Genomic DNA, 15,990 nt, shown 5'->3' with positions numbered 1-15,990 from the left:
CCCGTCAGCCCACCCCGCATTCGATCAGCACCAGGCCGCCGGGCGCGGTCCGCTCCGTGCGCACCACCAGCCCGGCGGCCGCGGCCAGCACGCGGAAGTCCTCAATGGACCGTTCGCGCCCGCCGAGCAGCGTCAGCGACTGCAGGTCGAACGAGGAGTTGTTCTTCGCGTGCTCCTCGCCGGCGAGTACTTCGACGATGAGCACGGTGCTCGCGGCTTCGGCGCACCGGCGCAGGATGCGGGTGGCGTCCTCGTCGCCCCAGTCGGTCAGCACGCGCGACACCATGAGCACGTCGAAACCGCCGGGCAGCGGGTCGAAAAAGCTGCCGCCGATGAACTCCGCGCGCTCGGCGAGCCCGGCGTCGGCCAGCGCCTGCTTCGCCTCCGGCTCGACCGGGGGCAGGTCGAGCACCGCGCCGCCGAGGTGCGGATGCTGCCGCAGCACCTCGGACAGCAGCGCGCCGATGCCGCCGCCGACGTCGAGCACCCGGCGGACCGGTGCCCAGTCGTACTCGGCGGCCACCGCCGGGCCGGTCTGCCAGGCGTGCGCGGCCATGATGCCGCCGAAGAACACCCGCAGTCGCTCGTCGCGCTGGTAGTCGGCCCAGAACGGCGTGCCGTGCACCGACTCGTACGCGGATTCGCCGGTGCGCACCGAATGCAGCATGCCGCTGTAGGCGAGGTCCATCTTCGCGCCGGGACCGTCGAGTTCCAGCCAGCCGCGCTGCCAGCGGTGGTCCTCGCCGAGCAGCTGCCGCGAAAGCGGGGTGAGGCCGTAGGTTCCGTTCTCCTCGGTGAACAGGCCGATGGTGACCAGGTGCCGGAGCAGCCTGCCGAGCGAATCCTCGTGCGCACCGGCCGCTTCGGCGAGTGCGGGCAGGCCGGTGGTGCCGTCCGCGACCAGTTCCGGCAGGCGCAACGCGACCGCCGCGCGCACGGCGAACGGGGTGGCGAGATCGACCAGGCCGGCCAGTTGGGCAGCGGGATCCATCCAGGTCCTCCAGTCGGCAGGGCGCCACCGGTCGCGGCGCTCGGTTCACCTCCGAGAATCACATCCACCGGCAATTCCGGTCAAGCATTTTCTTTTTCGCCAATCGTGTTTCCAACCTGCCCGAAAAGGTGTTTTCGAAATGGCTTCCACGTTCTCCGTTTCACCCATTTCCGGCGCACTCGGCGCCGAGGTCCGCGGGGTACCGCTGACCTCGTTGTCCGACGCCGACTTCGCCGAGGTCCGCGAACTCCTGCTGACCCACCTGGTGTTGTTCTTCCCGGACGCCGCCGGTCTCGATCCCGAGGCGCACAAGGCTTTCGGCCGCCGCTTCGGTGAGCTGGAGGTGCACCCGTTCCTGCCCAAGCTCGAAGGCCACGAGGAACTCGTCGTCCTCGATTCCGAGCAGGGCGCGAAAGCGGACGTGTGGCACACGGACGTCACTTTCAGCCAGTCGCCGCCGATCGCCTCGATCCTGCAGCTGGTCGAATGCCCGCCCGCCGGGGGCGACACGATGTGGAGCAATCAGTACCTCGCCTACGAAGCCATTTCCGCGCCGCTGCGTGAACTGCTCGACGGACTCACCGCGGTGCACGTCTTCGAGCACCCCAACGGTTCGTTCCGCAGCGAGGCCGAGCACCCGGTGGTGCGCACGCACCCGGAAACCGGGCGCCGCTCGCTGTACGTGAACCGCATGTTCACCCGGCGCATCCCGCAACTCGCGCCCGGCGAAAGCGACGCGCTGCTCGGTTACCTGTTCGGCATGTCGGAAAGCCCGCAGCGGGTCTGCCGCTACCGCTGGACGCCGGGCGCGATCGCGCTGTGGGACAACCGCGCCACCCAGCACTACGCGGTCAACGACTACACCGGCCGTCGCGTCGGTCAGCGGGTGACCGTGCTCGGCGACAAGCCGGAAGGCGAGGCGCCGCGCTGGCCGCACCACGAAGGCGCCGGCCTGAGCGCCGCGACGAGCCGCTAGTGTCCTGAGTTGTTAATTCGTGTGCAGTAGCGTGCGATGGAGTCGAGGATCTGGTCGGCGGTTTTGGTCCAGACGTAGGGTCGTGGGTCGTCGTTCCAGGTTTCGATCCAGGCGCGGATGTCGCGGTTGAGTGCGCGGACGCTGGTGTGGCTCGCGCGTTGGAGTTTCTTGGTCGTGAGTTCGGAGAACCAGCGTTCGACGAGGTTGAGCCAGGAACTCGACGTCGGGGTGAAGTGCACGACGAAGCGCGGATGACTGGCCAGCCAGCGTTTGATCACCGGGGTCTTGTGGGTCGAGACGTTGTCCATCACCAAGTGCACCGCCAGTTCGGCGGGCACTTCTTTGTCGATGGCGGTCAGGAATTTCTTGAACTCGATCGCGCGGTGGCGTGCGTGCAGCCGGCCGATGACCTTGCCGGTGGTGATGTCCAGTGCCGCATACAGGCTGGAGGTGCCGTGCCGGGTGTAGTCGTGCGTGGCGCGCTGCGGCGTGCCGGGCAGCATCGGCAGAACCGGAGCGGTGCGGTTGAGCGCCTGGATCTGGGACTTCTCGTCCACGCACAGCACCACCGCCCGCTCCGGCGGAGCGAGATAGAGCCCGGCGACGTCTTTGACCTTGTCCACGAACAACGGGTCCTTGGACAACTTCCATGATTCACGGCGATGCGGCTGCAGGCCGAACGCGTTCCAGATCCGCGTCACCGCGGTCTGGGTCAACCCCGACTCCGCGGCCATCGACCGGGTCGACCAGTGCGTGGCATTCGCGGGCGCCGACTCCAGTGTCGCGGTGATCACTGCCTCGACCTGCTCATCGGTGATCGTGCGCGGACGCCCAGGACGCGCCTCGTCCAGCAACCCATCCAGCCGGTCGGTCACGAACCGCGACCGCCACTTCGCCACCGTCGCCCGCGTAATCCCCAACTCCGCGGCGATCTCGCTGTTCGAGCCACCTTCGGCGCACCGCAACACAATCCGGGCCCGCAAGGCCAGCGCCTGCGCCGTCTTCCGGCGCCGCGTCCAGCACCGCAACATGCCCACCTCGTCCTCGGACAACACCAACTCGGGCAGCTTCGGGTTCGGCATGCCACCGAACCCTACGCCTGCACACGAACTAACGACTCAGGACACTAGGTACTTACCGGACGGCCCTGGACCTTCATCGCTTCGAGCATCCGGGTCAGCGCGGCCACGGTGTCCACGAGATCGCGGCCCGGGTCGGCCGAGCCGGCCAGCCAGGCGGCGGCCTCGTTCATCGCGCCGGAGAGCAGGTGCGCGAGCGGGGCCACCGGCTGGCGGATCAGCACGCCCTCGTCGATCAGCTGGGTCAGCGCCTCGGCGAGGTGACGCATCGACGCGGTCGCGTCGAGTTCGCGCCAGGTCTCCCAGCCGAGCACCGCCGGCGCGTCGACCAGCATGATCCGCTGGATCTCCGGCTCGGTGGTCACGGTGAGGAACGCGGTGCAGCCCTCGACCAGCTGCGTCCAGGCGTCCGCGTCCGGCGCGGCACCGCCCACGCGCTCGGCGACCTCGGCGTGCACCTGCTCCAGCACCGCGCGGAAGAGCTGGTCCTTGCCGGTGAAGTAGTGGTAGAGCGCGCCCTTGGACACCCCGGCGGCGGCGACGATCTCGGCGAGGCTCACCTGGCCGTAGCCCTTCGTCGCAAAAAGCGACCGGGCCACCGCGACCAGGTTGCGGGTGGTTTCCTCGCGCTGCTGCGCCTTCGTCGGCATGGTTGCCACCCTACTTGACGTACCGACGGTCGGTATTTATGGTTCGAACACATACCGACCGCCGGTACGTATCCAAGGAGTCGCCGTGAAACCGTCCAGCTTCTACCCCGTCATCTGCGCCGACGCCGCGACCGTGGCCCCGACCCGTGACTTCTACGTCGAGCACTTCGGCTTCGAGGTCGTCTTCGACTCGGGCTGGTACGTCAGCCTGCGCCACGACGGCGGCCACGAACTCGGCATCGTCGACCACACGCACCCGTCGGTGCCGGAGGGCAGCCGCAGACCGGTCGCCGGGCTGATCCTGAACTTCGAGGTCGACGACGTCGACGCCGAGCACCGGCGACTGGTCGAGGAGGCCGGGTTGTCCCCGGTCCTGCCGTTGCGGAGCGAGGAGTTCGGCCAGCGGCACTTCATCCTGACCGATCCGGCAGGCGTGCTCGTCGACGTGATCACCGAGATCGAGCCGTCGGCCGCCTTCGCCGCCGACTTCACCAGCTGAACCGAGGGAACCCGGCGGGCGCACCAGGCGTCGATCAGGCATGCCAGGTGAGACCTTCGGGCCGTACCGCATCGAGGAACCGCTCGGGCGTGGCGGCATGGGCGAGGTGCATCGCGCCTACGACACCACCCACGACCGGGTCGTCGCGCTGAAGCGGCTGTCCGAGTCGGCCGTCGGCGACCCCGGTTTCCGCGCCCGGTTCCGGCGCGAGTCGCGGATCGTCGCGCGGCTGCGCGAACCCCACGTGATCCCGATCCACGCCTACGGGGAAATCGACGGGCGCCTGTACCTGGACATGCGCCTGGTCGAAGGACCGGACCTGAAGGAACTCACCGATGCGGGCCCGCTCGCGCCGGCGCGGGCCGTGCACATCGTCGAGCAGGTCGCGAGCGCACTGGACGCCGCGCACGCCGACGGGCTCGTGCACCGTGACGTCAAACCGTCGAACATCCTGGTCGCGGCCGGGGACTTCGTCTACCTGGCCGACTTCGGGATCGCGCGCAGCTCGTCGGCCACGGCGACGTCGATCACCGCGTCGGGCGTCATGGTCGGCACGCTCGACTACATGGCGCCCGAGCGGTTCGGCGAGGCAAGGTCGACGGACGCACCGATGTCTACGCGCTCGCCTGCGTGCTGTTCACCAGCCTGACCGGGCGGCGCCCGTTCAGCGTCGAAGGCACGGCCGCGCAGATCTGGGCGCACCTGCGGGAACCGCCGCCGCGCGCGTCGACCTGGAACCCGTCGATTCCGTCGACGCTCGACGAAGTGATCATCCGCGGCATGGCCAAGGAGCCGGACCAGCGCTTCCCCACCGCGGGCGCCCTCGCCGCCGCGGCTCGCGAAGCACTCGCTCAACCCGTCGCGGCACCAGCGCCATCCCGTCCGCGTCCCGCTCGGGTGCTGCCTCGTCTTGCCTCGCTGTTGCCGGTCGGACTCGCGCTGCTGGTGATCGCCGCGGTCGTCTCCACTCTCCTGCTCGTCCGCGGCGGCAACTCACTGGTGTCCGGCGTCGCGATCGCCGGCGCGTCCTCGTCGTCCTCTCCGACGAACCCGCCCACTCCGTCAATTCAGTCGACGCCCACCTCCCCCAGCACACGCTCGTCCCCGACCAACCCCGATTTCCCGCAACTGCTGCCCAGCGTCTACCGCGGCAATGCCTCGTGCCACGAGGTCGAAAAAGCCGACGGCGCCCTGTCGACCATCATCTGCACCGAGACGAACGAAACACACCCGACTTTCCCGGGCCCCGCGGAAGCCGACTTCCACTTGTTCGCCGATCGCACGAGCCAGGACGCCTTCTTCCGGAAGCTGGTGACCGACCGGCACATCCCTCGCCAGGACCAGTACGGCGGCTGCCGTCCGCGCACGCAGGACATCCACTACGCGCTGTACTACCGCGACACCAGCAGCCCGATCCCCGGCGAATTCACCACCTGCTTCACCGAGGAGGGCACCGGCCAGTTGTGGTGGGTGGACACCCGCACGCTCACCATCGGCGCACTGATCGCCCCCGGCGCGACCAGCGACGACGCACTGGCGAAGTTGGACACGTGGTGGAACACGATGATCTTGGTGACGATGAAGTGACCCGCCCGGTGGCGGCCTTGGCACCAGCTCCACAATGGGGACAAATCCCCCACCGAAGGGAGAGCTTCGTGCTCACCAGCCCCGCCGGACGTTTCCGCCTGCTGGCCCTGGCCGAGGCGGTGTCCTGGGCCGGCCTGCTGATCGGCATGTTCTTCAAGTACGTCGTGGTCGGCAACGAGATCGGCGTGAAGATCTTCGGCCCGATCCACGGCGTGGTGTTCGTCGCCTACGTGATCGTCGCGCTCCTGGTGCGCGAGTCGCTGCGCTGGGACGGCCGCACCACCGTGCTCGCCCTGATCGCCAGCATCCCGCCGTTCGGCACCGTGTTGTTCGAGCGCTGGGCCACCCGCACCGGGCGCCTGGACCGCTCAGCCGAGCCCGTCGCGAGCCAGTAGCGCGGCCTGCACCCGGTTCGCGCAGCCCAGTTTGGCCAGGATGCGGCTGACGTAGGTCTTGATGGTGGCCTCGCTCATGTGCACCCGGGCGCCGATCTCGGCGTTCGACAGGCCTTCGGCGAGCAACCCGAGCACCTCCGACTCACGCGGGGACAGCGCGGCCAGGCGCGCGGCCGCGCTCTCCCTGCGTTCGGTGTCGCCGGTGCCGACCATGTCCATCACCAGCCGCGCCACCTCGGGCGACAGGTAGGCCTCCCCGGCGTGCGCCGCGCGGACGGCGCGGATCAACTCGTCCGGCGTGCAGTTTTTCAACACGAACCCGGCGACCTGCTGCCGGATCGCCCGGCGGACGTTCGGTTCGACGCCGAAGGCGGTCAGGATGACCACCGGCACGCCGGGCAACTCCCCCACGGCTGACAACCCGTCCAGCTCGGGCATGTTCAAGTCGAGCACGGCGACGTCGGCCCGGTGCGCACGCGCGAGCTGGACCGCGGTCCGCCCGTCGGCGGCTTCGGCGACCACCTCGATCCCGGCGTCCGATTCGAGCACGGTCCGAATGCCGGCGGTGATCAACGGCTCGTCGTCGGCGATCAGGACGCGGATCATCCCGCGCCGCCGAACGCGCTCGCCGGCCCGACCATGACCACCATCGACACCACGGCGAGTACCAGCGCGGCCACCCGCACCCGGCCCAGCGACCGCGGCTCGGCCTCCGTCGGCGCCGGAGCAGGCAGCATCGCCGTCAACCGGAACTCCGTCTCGGACCGTTCGTGGTGCACCAACCCGCCGACCAGAGCGACGCGCTCAGCCAGCCCGGTCAGCCCATGCCCTCCGCCACTTCCCGGTGCGCTGGGCAATCCGTTGCGGATACTCACCAGCAGCGCGTCGTCCTCCCAGCGCAAAGACACCCGGACCTCGGCGGCGGGCGCGTGCTTGGCCGCGTTCGTCAGTCCCTCCTCGACCACCCGGTACGCCGCCTGCTCGACCTCCGGCTCCACCTGCCTGGCCTCGCCCTCGCTGTGCAGATCGACCCGCACTCCGGCGGCACGGAACTCGTCGACCAAACCGCCGACCTCCGCCAGCCTCGGTTCACGGGGCTCGACCTCGACCGGACTGCGAAGCGTGCCGACCAACTCGTGCAGCTCGGCGGTCGCCTGGCGGGCGATCCCGGCCAGCCTCCGCACCGCCTCGCGGTCCGGTGAATCGCCGACCTCCAGCGCGGCGGCCTGCACCGACAGCAACCCGAGACGATGCCCGAGTGAGTCGTGCATGTCCCTGGCGATCCGGAGTCGCTCGGTCAGCCGTTCCCGCTCGGCCAGCAGGTCGCGCTCGGCGCGCAACCGCCGGTTGTGCTCGTCGAGCGCCTCGACGAGCCGCCGATGCTGCGCGAAGTACCGGCCGACGACCATCGGCAACACCACCAGCACCAGCACCTTCGGCACCATCTGCGGTCCGCCCACGAGCTGCACACCGAGGTAAGCCGCGGCCGACAAACCGACCACCAGGTAGTCGCGTCGCGATCCAGCCTGTTGACCGGCGCGATAACTCGCGCACAACATGAGCGCGTATCCGCCACCGGTGAGGCACGCGAGCACAGTCGCCACCACGAGCCCCGGCACCGCCCGGCGCCACAACAGAAGCAGCGCGATCGCCCCAGCGAACAACGGCGCCGCCCACCAGCCCACACCGACCACCCGGTCCGGCACCAGCCAGACCACGTCCACCAGCACGGCGATCACGGCTATCACCACTCGGCCCATGCGGTGAGGCTAGCGACTTTGGTGAACACCAGGAGCGACCTTCGAGGACAGCGCCCGCCGGTTCGCCGTTCCTAACCTGCGAGCGTGATCGAAGTGCGCGAACTGAGCAAACGCTACGGCCGGGCGACCGCGGTCGACGACCTGTCCTTCACCGTGAAGCCCGGCGGTGTCACCGGCTTCCTGGGACCGAACGGCGCCGGAAAGTCCACGACCATGCGGATCGTCCTGGGCCTGGACGCACCCGACGCCGGCGAGGCCCTTGTCGGCGGCCGGCGGTACGCCACCCTGCGGCGGCCGATGTTCGAAGTGGGCGCCCTGCTCGACGCGAACGCGGTGCACGGTGGGCGCAGCGCCTACGACCACCTGCTGTCGCTGGCACTGACAAACGGCATCGGCCGCACACGAGTTCGGGAAGTGCTGGAGCAGGTCGGTTTGACCGACGCGGCAAGGAAACGGGCGGGCAAGTTCTCGCTGGGCATGAAGCAACGGCTGGGCCTCGCCGCCGCATTGCTCGGTGACCCCGCCGTTCTCCTGCTCGACGAGCCGGTGAACGGCCTGGATCCCGACGGCGTGCGCTGGATCCGCGAACTGCTGCGCTCGCTGGCCGCAGAAGGCCGGACCGTACTGGTGTCGAGCCACTTGATGAGCGAGATGGCCCTTACCGCGGACCGTCTCATCGTGATCGGGCGCGGCCGGCTGATCGCCGACACCTCCGTTCGTGAACTCGAGGAACGCTTCCAGCGCGGCGTTTTTGTCCGCTCACCACGAGCCGTCGAACTTTCCGACGTTCTTCGCGGCGCCGGTGCCGAGGTTGTCGCGGAATCCGACGAAGCGCTGTCGGTCCACGGAATGGGCGTGGACAGCATCGGCGACCTGGCCGCCGCACGCGGCATCCCGGTGTACGAGGTCATGCCTCGAAGTGCCTCGCTGGAAGAGGCGTACCTGGAACTGACCGCGGACAGCGTCGACTACCGGGCGGCCCGATGACCGCCGCACTGGCCGCCGAATGGCGCAAACTCCGTTCGGTGCGGTCAACCCAGTATGTGCTCGGCATGGTGTTGCTCAGCGTGGTCGTCGGCGCGGTGCTCGCGTGGGCCTGGGGCCGGACGTGGGACTCGATGACGGTCGAGCGCCGCAGTTCGCTCTCCGACGGGTCCATCGAGGAGACATTGCTCCCAGTCCTCCAGCTGACCTTGGGCATACTTGGGGCGCTCACCATCACGGCCGAATACGCGACCGGCCTGATCCGGACCAGCCTCACCGTGCTGCCGCGCCGGACGTCGGTCTTCATGGCCAAGGTGATCACCGTCGGAGTGCTGGCACTCGTCGCCGGAATCGCCGCCACCTTCGCGATCCACCTGATCAGCAAGGCAGTGTTCGGCGACCGCGCCTTCCCCGGCTACCACGATCTGGCCAGCGAAGCCCCGGGCTTGCTCGGCGCGGGCACCACAGTCGGCCTGGTGGCGTTGATCGGCTTCGGTGCCGGCACCGTGCTGCGGTCGACTGCCGGCGCCGTGTCCGTGCTCGTCGTGCTGTTGTTCGTCCTACCGATGATCAGCGGCTTCCTGCCGGAACCGTGGCGGGAACGCATCAGCTCGGCTTTGCTGACTAACCCGGTCAGCGCGCTCAGTCTCGCCGCGGTGTTCCTGCTCGTCGCCGCCGTACTGCTCAAGCGGAGGGATGTCGGATGACCGGGGCACTCCATTCAGAATGGGTAAAGCTGCGATCGGTACGTTCCACGTACGCGGTTCTCGCACTGGTGCCGGTCATCTTCGCGCTGGTCGCATTGATGACCATGAGCGTCGTGAACTTCTGGGACGCCACACCCTCTCGCCGCGACACCGTCATCCTCTCACCGTTGACGGGCTTCGCCTCATGGCTGTCCGGCATCGGCCTGGCCATCCTGGGCGTGCTGACCATCACCAACGAGCACTCCAGCGGACTGATTCGCACCAGTTTCACCGTGGTGCCACAGCGAACCAAGCTGCTCGCAGCGAAGGCCGTGGTGCTCGCCGGAATCGCGTTCGTGGTCGGCCAACTCGTCGAATTCGGCTCGTTCTTCCTGAGCCGCGCGATGATCGGTGACCGCACCCTCGTCGGCCACACGAGCACACTCGCCGAAGAAGCTCCAAGAATGCTGGCGGCAGGCTCGGTCGTGATCGTCTACGCGATGCTGGGGCTGGGACTCGGCACCCTCCTGCGCTCCACCGCCGGCGCGATCTCGGCTCTGGTCGCCTACTGGTACGTCGTCCCGCTGGTCACCCAGAAGCTACCAGGCGAGTTGGCCTCCTGGGCGACATCAGTGATGCTGACCCATCTCCCGGAGCAGCTAGCCGGATCAGGCCGATTCGGGATGGGCCCCGAACTGATGCTGTCCCAGGCAGGCGCGGCGCTCGCCCTCGCGCTCTACGTGGCATTGGCCCTCGGCGCCGCATCAATAGTGATGCGGCGCCGAGATGCCTGATGCTGTCACCGGTCTCTCAAACCGACACCGCAGGCAACCGCTGAGGACGGAGGCGAGCGACAGCGACCGCCCACGCCGCCACCGCGCAGACCACCAGAACGAAGGCAAAATGCATGAGCCCACGCGACAGATAGTCGTCGCCGACCGGATCGACCGCATAGCTGGTGAGTTCGCGCGTCGACCACAACGGCAGCAGCTTCGCGAGCGTGCCGTCGGGATCGGCGAGCATCTGGGTCGCCATGATCGCCAGCAGGGCCAGCGCCCCTTCGAGCTCGCGGGGAAGCGCCAGGCTCACTACCGCTCCCAGGGGCGCGGCCACCAGCACGGTGGTCGCCAGCAGCACACCAACCGACCACAACCGCGGCACATCCAGCGTCAGCGACACGAGCACGAGGTACACGAGCGCGATGGAAAGCCCGGTCCCGATCAGTGCGATCTGCCTGCCCGCGAACAACACGGTCGGCGATGCGCCGACCACCGCAAGCCTGCGATCGAGGTGCCTCGACCCCACATGCGAGAACAAGGCCAGCGTCGCGACCGCCCAGCCGACCCCCAGCGCCAGGAACCTCACCGCCTGGCCCTCAAGGTCGATCCGCGCGGCGTAAAAAGCCAAGGGCAGCAAGGTGACCAGCGACAACGCCGCCCGACGGCGGAGCAGTTCACGCAAACTGGTCACGGCAATCGTCGACAACATCAGTGGTCCTCCGCCCCGGTCAGTTCGAGCAGGTGGTCGACCCTGTCGAGGTCGTGCAGCAAATGGGTCACCACGAGCACACCGGCCCCCGCATCACGCCAGGCGAAGATCTGCGCCCACAGGTCCACATAGGACCCCTGATCGAACCCCTGGTAGGGCTCGTCGAGCAGGATCAGGTCGGGCCTGTTCAACTCGCCCAGCACCACGTTGAGCTTCTGCTGCGTACCACCCGACAGCTGCGCGGCAACAACGCCACGTCGCGGCCGCCAGCCGAGTCCGCTGCAGAGATGGGAACCGGTCGCAACCGCCTTGCGGCCGGACATCCCGTGTACTGCCCCGAACAGCCGGAAATGTTCCTCCGCGGTCAGATGCTGCGCGACCCCATGTTGCTGAGGCGCGTAACCGACCCGCTCCGTCCGTTCCACGATGCCGCCTGAAGCCTTCGTCGTGCCCGCACAAATGTCGAGAAGCGTCGACTTACCAGACCCGTTGGCTCCGACGACCGCTGCTACTTCACCGCCACGAAGCGTCAAATCGACACCACGCAGCACCTCGCGTCGCCGGTAGCGCTTGGTCACTCCCGAGAGCCGAAGCACCACAGGTCCTCTACTGCGCCGCAGTGGCGCCCACATCGGCACCGTCTCGCGCGCAGCCTGTGCCAGCGTGGCCGCATACGCGTTCGCGGGACCGTAAAGTTCGGCTGGGTCGAGCGCGGCCGCTCGCGCTTCCGCGTGACTGTCGTCGGCCAATCGCGCCGCTTCACCGGGCTCCACGCCGAGTTCGACGAGCCGACGGGCAAGTCGTGTGGGCCACTCCCGCCCCGTCATGCGCGACTTCCCAGCGACTCGGTGACCCGGTCCACCGCGTCACGGAATCCACGCCACGCCTCAGCGCGTTCGACCGCGACCACACGTCCTTCTTCACTCACCTCGTAATACTTGCGGCGCGGCCCCGTTGCCGAGGGCACCCAGTCGGTCCGCACCAGCCCTTGCTTTTCCAAGCGCAGCAGGGACGGATAGAGCGTGCCACCAGGCACGTCACCGAACCCGGACTCGGCCAACCTCTGTCCCAGCCCGAGCCCGTAGTCACGGCGCTCGGCCAGTAGGCACAGCAGGCAGAGATCGAGGAATCCATGCAGCCATTGCTGCCTCATAGCGTCTCGCACGGTAGGCAGGCTAGCTACATACCAGTAGATAGGCAAACTGCTTACCTCTGTGAAGTCTGGCACGAGGTGCTGACCGGACAGCACTACCTGGCGCACCGTTGCACCATGGACTGGTCGCTCTCGTGGACACCCCGGGACGACGCCGACCTGCTCGCCGGCTGGCGGCTATGGCTGGAGCTGAGCGATCAGGTGTGGCCGGACAGTTCCTGGACTGGTACGCCCGCCGATGCCGTTCGCCGAATCCGCGAACTGCTCGCAGCCTGTGACGAGCTCGAATGCGGCACGCTCACACCGCTAGTGCAGTCCATGTTCTTAACGACCGGCGCCGCGGTGGTTCTTTGGTGGGACGACGACGGACCACTGGACGTCGATCGGGCCGCCCTACTGCACGCCGACCTGGCCGTGGTCGCCGAACATGTCGACCACGTATTGACCGCCCTGGCCGCCGGCGGCGGCTGGACTGACCTGAACACCGCCCGCCACCGCTGATCAAGCCGCGCGAGCCCGCTCCGCAACAGCCGGGAAAAGCGGCGTCGGCCGAGTTGCACGCGTCCGGCCGGTCGGGGTTGTGATAGTCAGCTCACCAGTGTCACGGTCGAGGTCGAACTTCCAGCCGGGCGCGTCCTTGAGCCGATGATGCGATCGACAGAGCACGCAGAGGTTCTGACAACTGGTGTCGCCGCCCTTTGCCCGCGCCCGGTGATGATCCAAGTCGGCACATTGCGCGGGATGGTGACAACCCGGCATCCGGCAGACCCGATCTCGCACTCGCACGTAATCGGCCAGGTGAGCGGGCGGTCGATATCGGGAACGGCCCACGTCCAGTGGCGCCCCGCTGACCGGGTCGGTGATTACCTTGCGCCACACGCTGTTCGACTGCTTCATGATGTCGCGCGCGATCGAGGCCGGGATCGGGCCATGTCCCACAAGTTCGGCAGCACGATCTGTGACACCCAGTGCCGCGTCCGCCGAGACATGGACGAACACCTCAGCCCGAGGCGCACCAGTGCGCTCGCCCAGCAACAACTCGGCGAACACATCGGCCCGAAGTTGGTCCATGGTTCGCTTCTCCTTGCGCGAACGCATGGTTCGGGCGATGCGGTTGACCCGAGCGTAGATCGTCGAGGCAACCTCGGCAGGCAACTCCGCGACCAACTGGGCCATCGCGTCCTCACGATGACGAATTTCGACTCTTCGATCCGATCTTCGTGCTCTCGCTCTCGCCTCGGCTCCACCCGGATCGATCTTGTGCACGAGATCGCGGGTGATGCGCCGAATCTGACCAGCGTTCTTGTCGGCTATACGGCCGACCAAGGCGACGTCCACCTTGCCCGCCAAATCGTCCGACAGGGGCGCCAGCACGTCTGAGATCTTGGCGGCGGCCAACCGGCTCAGCGTGCCGGCCTCCATCGCCGTCAGTACGTTCGGCAGACGGTTCATGACGTCGCGAGCAAGCCTGACCAGATCTTCGGCAGCACGTCTCGACAGGCACAGCTCGAAGGCGACCTCGTCGACAACGGACCGCGTGTCACCACGCAGTTCGGTCAACCGATGCACTGCACGCAGCTCGACTGCTTCGACCTGCGCACTCAACCGTCGCGCCGTGAACAGGGCGTCAACGACCGAACTGTCGTCGAACCGCCCGACGTCGGCAGGACCGAGTGAAAAGAATTGAGCACGTCTCATGCAACCCAAGATACATCGACATCGAACACACGTTCCCACCACGAATGGGTATTCTTACTTCACGCGCTGGCCGCCGGAGTGGACCCCAAGGCGCGCAACAGAAACTCGATCAACTCATCGTCATATGCAGGCCCCAGGGGCACTTTTCGTACACTCAACCGCCAAAACAACGGCCCAGGAAGGAAGTCGAGCGCCATTTCCAGGTTCAGGTCGGCAGGCAACTCGCCTCGCGCAATCGCTCTCCGCAACATCACCGCACCTTGCCGGCGCCGCGGTTCACCGATCATCGCCTGGATGGCAGCCGCGAGAGCCGGGTTTCGCCCGGCTTCAGCGGTGAGGTCCGGCAGAATCGCGGAAAAGTGCGGATGGGTGAACCAATCACGCAGCGCAGCTACCATCGCCAGAAGGTCGCCCCGTAGCGAACCGGTGTCAGCCACCTCCGCCAATGGAACACTGAATTCCGACAACACCGCGATCGCCATGTCCTGCTTGGATGGCCAGCGCCGATAGAGTGCGCTCTTACCAACCCCTGCACGCTTGGCGACCGCCTCCATCGACAACCGCCCGTAACCGTTGGCGGCGAGTTCATCGAGCACGGCTTCAGTGATGGCCGAGGTGATCCGAGGCTGGAGCACGGCAGCTCCAGTGGGGGTACGACGAGCGGTCATGGTCCACAGCATACGACTGGACGGGACGGACCCGTCCCGCGTAGGGTCGTGGACAGGACGGTGCCGTATCGTCCATTCGATGAACTTCAGGAGCGACTGTGCCCAGAACCGCCCGTGACCTGGTAGATGAGGCCCTTCGGCGAATCCTCGCCAAGGACATGACCGGCTTCGCCGAGCTTTGGGCAGCCGGCGGAGTCCTCGAGTTCCCGTTCGCCGCAGCCGGCTATCCGGACCGCATCGAAGGCCGTGACGCCGTGCGCGAATACCTGCGTGACTACAACGACCGCATCTTGCCGGAGCGGGTCGTGGCCAGCGAGATCCACGACGTTGCCGACGCCGACCGTGTCATCGCGGAGTTCGAGGTCGCCGGCACGATCGTGGCGAGCGGACAGCCGTACCGCATGCGCTATGTCGCGGTCATCACGGCGAAGAACGGCGAAATCGCGCATTACCGCGACTACTGGAGTCCACTGGCTGCGGCGGAAGCGATGGGCGGAGCCGACGAGCTCATGGCGTTCGGCAACTCGACGACGGCCACGGCGTGAAAACGCTGGTCACCGGTGGTACCGGCACGACCGGCAGTCGGGTCGCCGCGCTTGTCGGTCCCTCGGCCCGCGTAGCCACCCGTAAACCGGCCGCAGCGGGCCAAGTCCGTTTCGACTGGACGGCGCCGGAAACCTACGGTCCGGCGCTGACCGATATCGACCGGATATACCTGGTCGCTCCCATTGGCGAGGCCGATCCGGCCCCGATCGTCGAACCGTTCTTGGCTGTCGCTCGCGATAGCGGTGTGCGCCGAGTCGTACTGCTGAGTTCGTCCGCGATCAGCGAAGACACGCCCCGGCTGGGCAAGCTCCAGCGCTTGGTGCGAGAAGGCTTCCCGGAGTGGACGGTCTTGCGACCATCCTGGTTCATGCAGAACTTCACCGGCGAACATGCTGTCGCGCAAGGCATCCGGTCGGCGGGCGAGATAGTCACAGCCACCGGTTCAGGTCGCGTCGCTTTTGTCGACGCCGACGACATCGCCGTAGTCGCCGCCCGCGCCTTGCTGGATCAGGTGCCGCACAACACCGACCACGTGATCACCGGTCCACAAGCACTCAGCTACGCCGATGCCGCCGAAATCATCACCGAGGTCACCGGGAAACCGGTGCGGCACCGTTCGCTCGACACTGGTGAATTCGCCGAACTGCTGGCCGCGACAGGTCTGCCGCGGGAGTTCGCCGCCGTGCTCGCCGGGCTGGACGAAGAGATCCGCCACGGCGCGGAAGACCGCGTCGCCACCACGGTCGACGAAGTCGTCGGACGCCCCGCTCGCACGTTCGCCGGGTTCGTCGCCGCGCATCGGGACAGTTGGCGATAATCCGGTGGGAGTT

General features: G+C 67.6%; 21 protein-coding genes. 11 read left to right on the top strand and 10 right to left on the bottom strand.

Annotated features, from left to right (window positions below):
• Positions 1-4: 4 nt before the first annotated feature.
• The gene (locus YIM_RS15005; RefSeq protein ID WP_153030949.1) at positions 5-991 is read right to left on the bottom strand and encodes a methyltransferase; all 987 of its coding nucleotides are present in this window, start codon (positions 989-991) and stop codon (positions 5-7) included.
• 139 nt (positions 992-1,130) lie between these two features.
• Here YIM_RS15005 and YIM_RS15000 point away from each other — a divergent pair, with 139 nt between their 5' ends.
• Positions 1,131-1,967, top strand: coding sequence for a TauD/TfdA family dioxygenase (locus tag YIM_RS15000; RefSeq protein WP_153030948.1), 837 nt, complete (start codon positions 1,131-1,133; stop codon positions 1,965-1,967).
• Here YIM_RS15000 and YIM_RS14995 read toward each other — a convergent pair.
• Together YIM_RS14995 and YIM_RS14990 are read right to left on the bottom strand one after the other, a co-directional pair.
• A complete protein-coding gene (locus YIM_RS14995) occupies positions 1,964-3,049 on the bottom strand; it encodes an IS630 family transposase (protein ID WP_153030947.1) in 1,086 nt (361 codons plus the stop codon). The genes YIM_RS15000 and YIM_RS14995 overlap by 4 nt on opposite strands.
• 44 nt (positions 3,050-3,093) lie before the next feature.
• A complete protein-coding gene (locus YIM_RS14990) occupies positions 3,094-3,696 on the bottom strand; it encodes a TetR/AcrR family transcriptional regulator (RefSeq protein ID WP_153030946.1) in 603 nt (200 codons plus the stop codon).
• Between the two features lie 85 nt (positions 3,697-3,781).
• Here YIM_RS14990 and YIM_RS14985 point away from each other — a divergent pair, with 85 nt between their 5' ends.
• The 4 genes from YIM_RS14985 (at position 3,782) to YIM_RS14975 (ending at position 6,177) form a co-directional block, all read left to right on the top strand.
• Positions 3,782-4,195 carry a VOC family protein gene (locus YIM_RS14985; RefSeq protein WP_194240156.1) on the top strand — a complete coding sequence of 138 codons (414 nt, stop codon included), beginning with the start codon at positions 3,782-3,784 and terminating at the stop codon, positions 4,193-4,195.
• A 40-nt stretch (positions 4,196-4,235) separates the two neighbouring features.
• Entirely contained in the window at positions 4,236-4,844 is a 609-nt protein-coding gene (locus YIM_RS49120) for a serine/threonine-protein kinase (protein WP_228004733.1), read from the top strand.
• The gene (locus tag YIM_RS49115) at positions 4,826-5,782 is read left to right on the top strand and encodes a hypothetical protein (RefSeq protein WP_228004732.1); all 957 of its coding nucleotides are present in this window, start codon (positions 4,826-4,828) and stop codon (positions 5,780-5,782) included. The genes YIM_RS49120 and YIM_RS49115 overlap by 19 nt, the downstream gene beginning before the upstream one ends.
• Before the next feature lie 68 nt (positions 5,783-5,850).
• Positions 5,851-6,177 carry a DUF3817 domain-containing protein gene (locus tag YIM_RS14975; RefSeq protein WP_153030944.1) on the top strand — a complete coding sequence of 109 codons (327 nt, stop codon included), beginning with the start codon at positions 5,851-5,853 and terminating at the stop codon, positions 6,175-6,177.
• Here YIM_RS14975 and YIM_RS14970 read toward each other — a convergent pair.
• Positions 6,151-6,783 (bottom strand): response regulator transcription factor, encoded by a 633-nt coding sequence (locus YIM_RS14970; protein ID WP_153030943.1) that lies wholly within the window; start codon positions 6,781-6,783, stop codon positions 6,151-6,153. The genes YIM_RS14975 and YIM_RS14970 overlap by 27 nt on opposite strands.
• Complete coding sequence (locus YIM_RS14965) at positions 6,780-7,937, bottom strand: sensor histidine kinase (RefSeq protein ID WP_153030942.1); 1,158 nt, start codon at positions 7,935-7,937, stop codon at positions 6,780-6,782. The genes YIM_RS14970 and YIM_RS14965 overlap by 4 nt, the downstream gene beginning before the upstream one ends.
• Positions 7,938-8,021: 84 nt before the next feature.
• Here YIM_RS14965 and YIM_RS14960 point away from each other — a divergent pair, with 84 nt between their 5' ends.
• The 3 genes from YIM_RS14960 to YIM_RS14950 are packed head-to-tail and all read left to right on the top strand — an operon-like array spanning position 8,022 to position 10,401.
• On the top strand, positions 8,022-8,924 hold the full coding sequence (locus tag YIM_RS14960; protein ID WP_153030941.1) for an ABC transporter ATP-binding protein: 903 nt from the start codon (positions 8,022-8,024) through the stop codon (positions 8,922-8,924).
• Positions 8,921-9,628 carry an ABC transporter permease gene (locus tag YIM_RS14955; RefSeq protein ID WP_153030940.1) on the top strand — a complete coding sequence of 236 codons (708 nt, stop codon included), beginning with the start codon at positions 8,921-8,923 and terminating at the stop codon, positions 9,626-9,628. The genes YIM_RS14960 and YIM_RS14955 overlap by 4 nt, the downstream gene beginning before the upstream one ends.
• Positions 9,625-10,401: an ABC transporter permease gene (locus tag YIM_RS14950; protein WP_153030939.1), complete on the top strand. Its 777-nt coding sequence runs from the start codon at positions 9,625-9,627 to the stop codon at positions 10,399-10,401. The genes YIM_RS14955 and YIM_RS14950 overlap by 4 nt, the downstream gene beginning before the upstream one ends.
• Before the next feature lie 16 nt (positions 10,402-10,417).
• Here the strand turns inward: YIM_RS14950 and YIM_RS14945 are convergent, their stop codons facing one another.
• The 3 genes from YIM_RS14945 to YIM_RS14935 are packed head-to-tail and all read right to left on the bottom strand — an operon-like array spanning position 10,418 to position 12,248.
• Complete coding sequence (locus YIM_RS14945; RefSeq protein ID WP_153030938.1) at positions 10,418-11,095, bottom strand: ABC transporter permease; 678 nt, start codon at positions 11,093-11,095, stop codon at positions 10,418-10,420.
• Positions 11,095-11,922: an ATP-binding cassette domain-containing protein gene (locus tag YIM_RS14940; RefSeq protein ID WP_153030937.1), complete on the bottom strand. Its 828-nt coding sequence runs from the start codon at positions 11,920-11,922 to the stop codon at positions 11,095-11,097. Before YIM_RS14940 ends, YIM_RS14945 begins: the two co-directional genes overlap by 1 nt.
• Complete coding sequence (locus YIM_RS14935; protein ID WP_153030936.1) at positions 11,919-12,248, bottom strand: PadR family transcriptional regulator; 330 nt, start codon at positions 12,246-12,248, stop codon at positions 11,919-11,921. The genes YIM_RS14940 and YIM_RS14935 overlap by 4 nt, the downstream gene beginning before the upstream one ends.
• A 117-nt stretch (positions 12,249-12,365) precedes the next feature.
• Here YIM_RS14935 and YIM_RS14930 point away from each other — a divergent pair, with 117 nt between their 5' ends.
• Positions 12,366-12,749 (top strand): hypothetical protein, encoded by a 384-nt coding sequence (locus YIM_RS14930; RefSeq protein ID WP_153030935.1) that lies wholly within the window; start codon positions 12,366-12,368, stop codon positions 12,747-12,749.
• Here YIM_RS14930 and YIM_RS14925 read toward each other — a convergent pair whose 3' ends face one another.
• Together YIM_RS14925 and YIM_RS14920 are read right to left on the bottom strand one after the other, a co-directional pair.
• Positions 12,750-13,946, bottom strand: coding sequence for an HNH endonuclease signature motif containing protein (locus tag YIM_RS14925; RefSeq protein WP_153030934.1), 1,197 nt, complete (start codon positions 13,944-13,946; stop codon positions 12,750-12,752).
• Positions 13,947-14,005: 59 nt separating this feature from the next.
• Positions 14,006-14,614: a TetR/AcrR family transcriptional regulator gene (locus tag YIM_RS14920; RefSeq protein ID WP_228004731.1), complete on the bottom strand. Its 609-nt coding sequence runs from the start codon at positions 14,612-14,614 to the stop codon at positions 14,006-14,008.
• Positions 14,615-14,712: 98 nt separating this feature from the next.
• On the opposite strand from YIM_RS14920, the gene YIM_RS14915 reads away from it, so the two are divergent.
• Together YIM_RS14915 and YIM_RS14910 are read left to right on the top strand one after the other, a co-directional pair.
• Positions 14,713-15,159, top strand: coding sequence for a nuclear transport factor 2 family protein (locus YIM_RS14915; protein WP_153030932.1), 447 nt, complete (start codon positions 14,713-14,715; stop codon positions 15,157-15,159).
• Positions 15,156-15,977 (top strand): NmrA family NAD(P)-binding protein, encoded by an 822-nt coding sequence (locus YIM_RS14910; RefSeq protein ID WP_153030931.1) that lies wholly within the window; start codon positions 15,156-15,158, stop codon positions 15,975-15,977. The genes YIM_RS14915 and YIM_RS14910 overlap by 4 nt, the downstream gene beginning before the upstream one ends.
• Positions 15,978-15,990 lie beyond the last annotated feature (13 nt).

This window comes from Amycolatopsis sp. YIM 10, assembly GCF_009429145.1.
In the GTDB taxonomy this organism is placed as follows: domain Bacteria; phylum Actinomycetota; class Actinomycetes; order Mycobacteriales; family Pseudonocardiaceae; genus Amycolatopsis.
Note: the sequence above shows the minus strand (reverse complement) of the source record. Positions and strands in the feature narration are given on the sequence as shown.

Excerpts from the sequence above, each read along its gene's own strand:
- YIM_RS15005 (WP_153030949.1), bottom strand. The coding sequence starts at position 991 with ATGGATCCCGCTGCCCAACTGGCCGGCCTGGTCGATCTCGCCACCCCG.
- YIM_RS14930 (WP_153030935.1), top strand. The coding sequence starts at position 12,366 with ATGGACTGGTCGCTCTCGTGGACACCCCGGGACGACGCCGACCTGCTC.
- YIM_RS14995 (WP_153030947.1), bottom strand. The coding sequence starts at position 3,049 with ATGCCGAACCCGAAGCTGCCCGAGTTGGTGTTGTCCGAGGACGAGGTG.
- YIM_RS14945 (WP_153030938.1), bottom strand. The coding sequence starts at position 11,095 with ATGTTGTCGACGATTGCCGTGACCAGTTTGCGTGAACTGCTCCGCCGT.
- YIM_RS14925 (WP_153030934.1), bottom strand. The coding sequence starts at position 13,946 with ATGAGACGTGCTCAATTCTTTTCACTCGGTCCTGCCGACGTCGGGCGG.
- YIM_RS14935 (WP_153030936.1), bottom strand. The coding sequence starts at position 12,248 with ATGAGGCAGCAATGGCTGCATGGATTCCTCGATCTCTGCCTGCTGTGC.
- YIM_RS14965 (WP_153030942.1), bottom strand. The coding sequence starts at position 7,937 with ATGGGCCGAGTGGTGATAGCCGTGATCGCCGTGCTGGTGGACGTGGTC.
- YIM_RS14955 (WP_153030940.1), top strand. The coding sequence starts at position 8,921 with ATGACCGCCGCACTGGCCGCCGAATGGCGCAAACTCCGTTCGGTGCGG.
- YIM_RS15000 (WP_153030948.1), top strand. The coding sequence starts at position 1,131 with ATGGCTTCCACGTTCTCCGTTTCACCCATTTCCGGCGCACTCGGCGCC.
- YIM_RS14950 (WP_153030939.1), top strand. The coding sequence starts at position 9,625 with ATGACCGGGGCACTCCATTCAGAATGGGTAAAGCTGCGATCGGTACGT.
- YIM_RS14940 (WP_153030937.1), bottom strand. The coding sequence starts at position 11,922 with ATGACGGGGCGGGAGTGGCCCACACGACTTGCCCGTCGGCTCGTCGAA.
- YIM_RS14920 (WP_228004731.1), bottom strand. The coding sequence starts at position 14,614 with ATGACCGCTCGTCGTACCCCCACTGGAGCTGCCGTGCTCCAGCCTCGG.
- YIM_RS49120 (WP_228004733.1), top strand. The coding sequence starts at position 4,236 with ATGCCAGGTGAGACCTTCGGGCCGTACCGCATCGAGGAACCGCTCGGG.
- YIM_RS14970 (WP_153030943.1), bottom strand. The coding sequence starts at position 6,783 with ATGATCCGCGTCCTGATCGCCGACGACGAGCCGTTGATCACCGCCGGC.
- YIM_RS14990 (WP_153030946.1), bottom strand. The coding sequence starts at position 3,696 with ATGCCGACGAAGGCGCAGCAGCGCGAGGAAACCACCCGCAACCTGGTC.